Source organism: Syntrophaceticus schinkii (assembly GCF_000946815.1).
GTDB classification, from domain to species: Bacteria; Bacillota; DSM-12270; order Thermacetogeniales; family Thermacetogeniaceae; genus Syntrophaceticus; species Syntrophaceticus schinkii.
Window position 1 is genome coordinate 1 of the sequence record NZ_CDRZ01000126.1, and the last position, 3778, is coordinate 3778.

The 3778-nt window shown below is 40.2% G+C and carries 4 protein-coding genes and 2 pseudogenes; 3 read left to right on the forward strand and 3 right to left on the reverse strand.

Translation table 11 applies throughout. The features are described 5' to 3' along the window. Positions 1 to 312 (forward strand): IS66 family transposase (locus SSCH_RS06175; protein ID WP_044664706.1); only part of this gene is annotated, 312 nt, incomplete at its 5' end. A gap of 51 nt (positions 313 to 363) precedes the next feature. Here SSCH_RS06175 and SSCH_RS21785 read toward each other — a convergent pair. Together SSCH_RS21785 and SSCH_RS21790 are read right to left on the reverse strand one after the other, a co-directional pair. After that, complete coding sequence (locus SSCH_RS21785) at positions 364 to 606, reverse strand: tyrosine-type recombinase/integrase (protein WP_084710972.1); 243 nt, start codon at positions 604 to 606, stop codon at positions 364 to 366. Continuing rightward, positions 593 to 877, reverse strand: a pseudogene (locus tag SSCH_RS21790) (tyrosine-type recombinase/integrase); the annotation flags it as partial. The gene SSCH_RS21785 and the pseudogene SSCH_RS21790, both read right to left, overlap by 14 nt. A 494-nt stretch (positions 878 to 1371) precedes the next feature. On the opposite strand from SSCH_RS21790, the gene SSCH_RS06180 reads away from it, so the two are divergent. Beyond that, entirely contained in the window at positions 1372 to 2577 is a 1206-nt protein-coding gene (locus SSCH_RS06180; RefSeq protein ID WP_044664707.1) for an IS1182 family transposase, read from the forward strand. Positions 2578 to 2819: 242 nt separating this feature from the next. Here SSCH_RS06180 and SSCH_RS06185 read toward each other — a convergent pair whose 3' ends face one another. After that, positions 2820 to 3326 carry a hypothetical protein gene (locus SSCH_RS06185; RefSeq protein WP_156972137.1) on the reverse strand — a complete coding sequence of 169 codons (507 nt, stop codon included), beginning with the start codon at positions 3324 to 3326 and terminating at the stop codon, positions 2820 to 2822. A gap of 176 nt (positions 3327 to 3502) precedes the next feature. Here SSCH_RS06185 and SSCH_RS22340 point away from each other — a divergent pair. Further along, positions 3503 to 3637: pseudogene (locus SSCH_RS22340) on the forward strand (transposase domain-containing protein); the annotation flags it as partial. Positions 3638 to 3778: the final 141 nt, after the last annotated feature.

Sequence of the window (3778 nt, forward strand, 5' to 3'; positions counted from 1 at the left end):
TTTGAAAAACAGTTTGCCTTACTTTCCCTCCATGATCGCCATAAGGAACGCGGGCGGTTATCAAGGCCATTGTTTGATCAATTTTACAATTGGATTGAGGGTATTGCTGCCTTACCTAATACCCTTCTTGGGAAAGCGATACACTACGCAAAATCCCAGAGGAAGTATCTTGCAAGGTATCTTCTTGACGGGCGTCTTGAGATTTCAAACAATCGTGCTGAGCGAAGTATTAAGCCATTTGTAATCGGCCGCAATTATGTGCTCACATTATTTATGCTTCCTAACATTGCAGAAGTAGGGGAAACTGCCTGATATCAGGGCAGTTACAGCAGCCCCCCCCCCACCTTCTAAACAAGCACATAATTATAATGATGCTAGGAATGATAAAATATCTTTAGACGGCTTGTAGCGGTACCCGTCAACCGATGGTTCAGCCATTTTTTCAAGGATTCTTTGCTTCATCTCGATGTCTGCCTCCATATATTTATGTGTTGTAGTTATACTTTCGTGACCAAGCCATATTGCAATGGTAGAAATGTCTACACCTGACTGAAGCAGGTGAAGTGCCGTTGAATGCCGGAAAGTATGTGGGCTAATTATTTTTATTTTTTAATTCGGGTAATTTTTTCTGTGCCTTCTTTGCTAAACATGCAATACGGTAGCGGATACCGGAACGGGTAAGTTCATTTCCCGTATGATTTAAAAATAGCTTATCTTCTTGTCTAAGGTCATGTTCATCAATATATTTTTTAATATATAAAGCTGTTGTCTTCCAAAGCGGGACACTTCTTTCCTTTCTTCCTTTGCCAGTTATATGTATAAAGGTTTCTGATCCAGAACCGTTAAATATTATATCTCTACACTTCAGAGAAAGAAGTTCAGATACCCTTTAAAGAATCAGCACCATCACCCTATCACGGCGCCCTAAGGGATCTTTCATGGTACAAGCATCCAATAATGCATCAATTTCTTCTTTTGTCAAAAAACCCACCTGCCGTTTTTCTGCCTTTCGGAAAGGGATCATGAGACCTCTTTGTACGATAGCACTATACTCCGGTTTCTCAAAGGATACGAAACGAAGGAATGCAAAGACCGCTGCCAGGCGATTGTTGATAGTTTTTGCCTGGTTTCCTCTTTCGTGGTCCAGATACTCTAGAAAACCAAGATATATTCCGCCTCGATGTGCTTTAAACTAATTTTGTGCGGTGGGCATCTATGAATCGTATTCAGATACTCGAGAAAATTTCATTCTAAAAAACTCATTGAAATCAAGGCTTTGAAGGCCTATAATAAAGGCTTCACCCCAACTTTTGCCGAATTATAAGGTAAATCAAGCCAAATAAAGCAAAAGTGGAAAGGGATGAAGCTACCTTGTATATTCGACAACAGTGCCTGATTTCCTTCGAAGATGCATTAAAAATGCAACCTGAAACTAGACTGGAAAAGATTTTTAGCACCCTTGATTTGTATCCAATAATATCCAGGCTACCCAGAAAACATAATGGACCTCGAGGATACAATGCCAAATACAAACTAAGAGCATTAATAGCTGCAAAGATAGAGCAAATACCGACAATGGCTGCATTGGTCAGAAGACTAAAAAATGACCCTGTATTTCGATACATATGTGGATTTGGCGTAATTGCAAGCGTACCAAGTGAAGCAACTATGAGCAGATTTTTAAGAGAACTAACAGAAACAGGTATTCTGAAAGAACTGTTTAAATCGCTTGTAAATAAAGCCGAGCAAATGGGGATTATTGACTGCACCTCTATTGCAATAGATTCCACAAAAATTGAGGCTTATGAGAAAACCAAGCCTAGAAAGTATGTATCACAAAACGGTAAAAGCGCTGACTGGGGCGTCAAAAGAAACACTGATGGCAACACTGAAGCCTGGTTTGGCTACAAAGTGCATGCTGCTGTGGACACAAAATCAGAGTTACCAGTAGCTATCACCGTAACGCCGGCCAATGTCCACAATAGTGAAATAGCTTTAAAACTGGTTAAAAAAGCCAGCAGCGTTCTGGTTAAATCACCCAAGTTCTACCTGATGGACTCTGCGTATGACTGTAATGACATTTACGAAACCATAAAGAATGACTTTCACGCCCAGGCAATCATAGCTCTTAATCTTAGAGGGACCAGGCAACCTAGAGCTGGCTTTGATTTTGATGGGACACCTGTTTGTTCCGCAGGGTTTCGGATGGTTTATTGGGGCAGTGATAACGGAGTTAACAAGTTTCGTTGTCCCCACGTACTTGATAAAGCTGAATGCCCCTTTGGTACCGACTGGTGTTCAAGCTCCAACTATGGAATGGTGATAAAAACTAAAATTGAAGATGACTCAAGGCTGTTCTGCAGCCCCCACAGGGGGACCAAGAACTGGCAAAAGCTATATGATGAAAGAACAAGCGTTGAGCGCTATTTCGGCAGACAAAAGAAGCATCTAGGTTTAGAAAGCATTACAGTTCAGGGTACGAAAAAGGTAGAAACTCACGCCTACCTTTGTGCAATAGCGCTGATAGCTACGGTAACAGCCGTCAATACAGCTGAAAGAGAACAAAAAGCAGCTTAATTCTAATCAAGAAAGCACTTTAATTACCAAGGGGGTGGTGTCTGCCTTTTTGTAACTATTAGCTATTATTTACCAGTAATGCTCCATGCGCTGTCGTTATTTGTTAATCAAAAGCGGTGGTCCAGTTGTTAATTTTTGTTTAAACTTTGATTTTTGAATTATGAAATTCTCTCACTCAATATAGATTCGGAAAGTATCTCGATAGGATTTAACAGTTTCCGGGGATGCTTGTTTTTGATTAATCATTCGCTTAAGAAAAACTTCTGGAGAAGATCCTGGAATGTGCTATTCATACGGCTGCATCTCCTTTCCATAGAGGAGTTCAAACTTACTGCATGCCAGGGAAAGAAGTTCCGGAACACATTAAAATTATCGGGCGACTGTTGGTAGATGTAATAAAGGAACGCTCTCACCTGGTTGGTTTCTGAAGTTGCAGTTGTGTCTATCAAGTACTTTACGCTTTTCTGGAATTGTTCAAAACCCTCCAATAGATCTTCGATTGTACTAATGCTTTTTTCTTTTTTATCCGAAGGATATGATGTTCCTGTTATAGACTTAAAGTAGGTATGCAATGCGGCCCGGCAATCTTTATATGTTTTCTGGGCTTTTAGTGCTTCATTTTCTAGGAATTCTGTGATTTGTTGCTTAAAATCAGGTTTAATCTCGTCATAGTAACTTGAACGCAGGAATCGTGAAACGTAGGTATTATAGCTGGTAATGGTGCTCTTGCGGTACTCATTCTCTTCCAAAAACATCTTAAACTGATTAAGTTTCTGCTTGACTGGCAGTGTTAAATGTACGTACGGTAAAACAGCAACACCTCTTTTATTTCAATTATAAAATGTTGCTGTCATTTTTAAAATCAGTTAATCAGCACCTAAATAATGTGAGCACATAATTGCGGTTATGTGCTCAAGAACATAACCGCAAGAACTGGCTGTTTGCTAATACGCCAAACGGCGCCAGGGCAAGTGCCATTTATTACAGCCTGATTGTGAGTGCAAAAGAAAATGGGCTGAATCCATTTGAATACTTAACATGGATTTTTACAAATGCTCCTAACTTGGGGAAAACAGGTTACATAGCCTCAGTTAGAGATTTCCTGCCTGGCAGTGAAACAATCCCGAAAAAAGTATTTACCCCGAAGCCATGTGGTACAAACGTGGAAAAATTTGCGTGGGAGGAAGACTGATATGGGAAA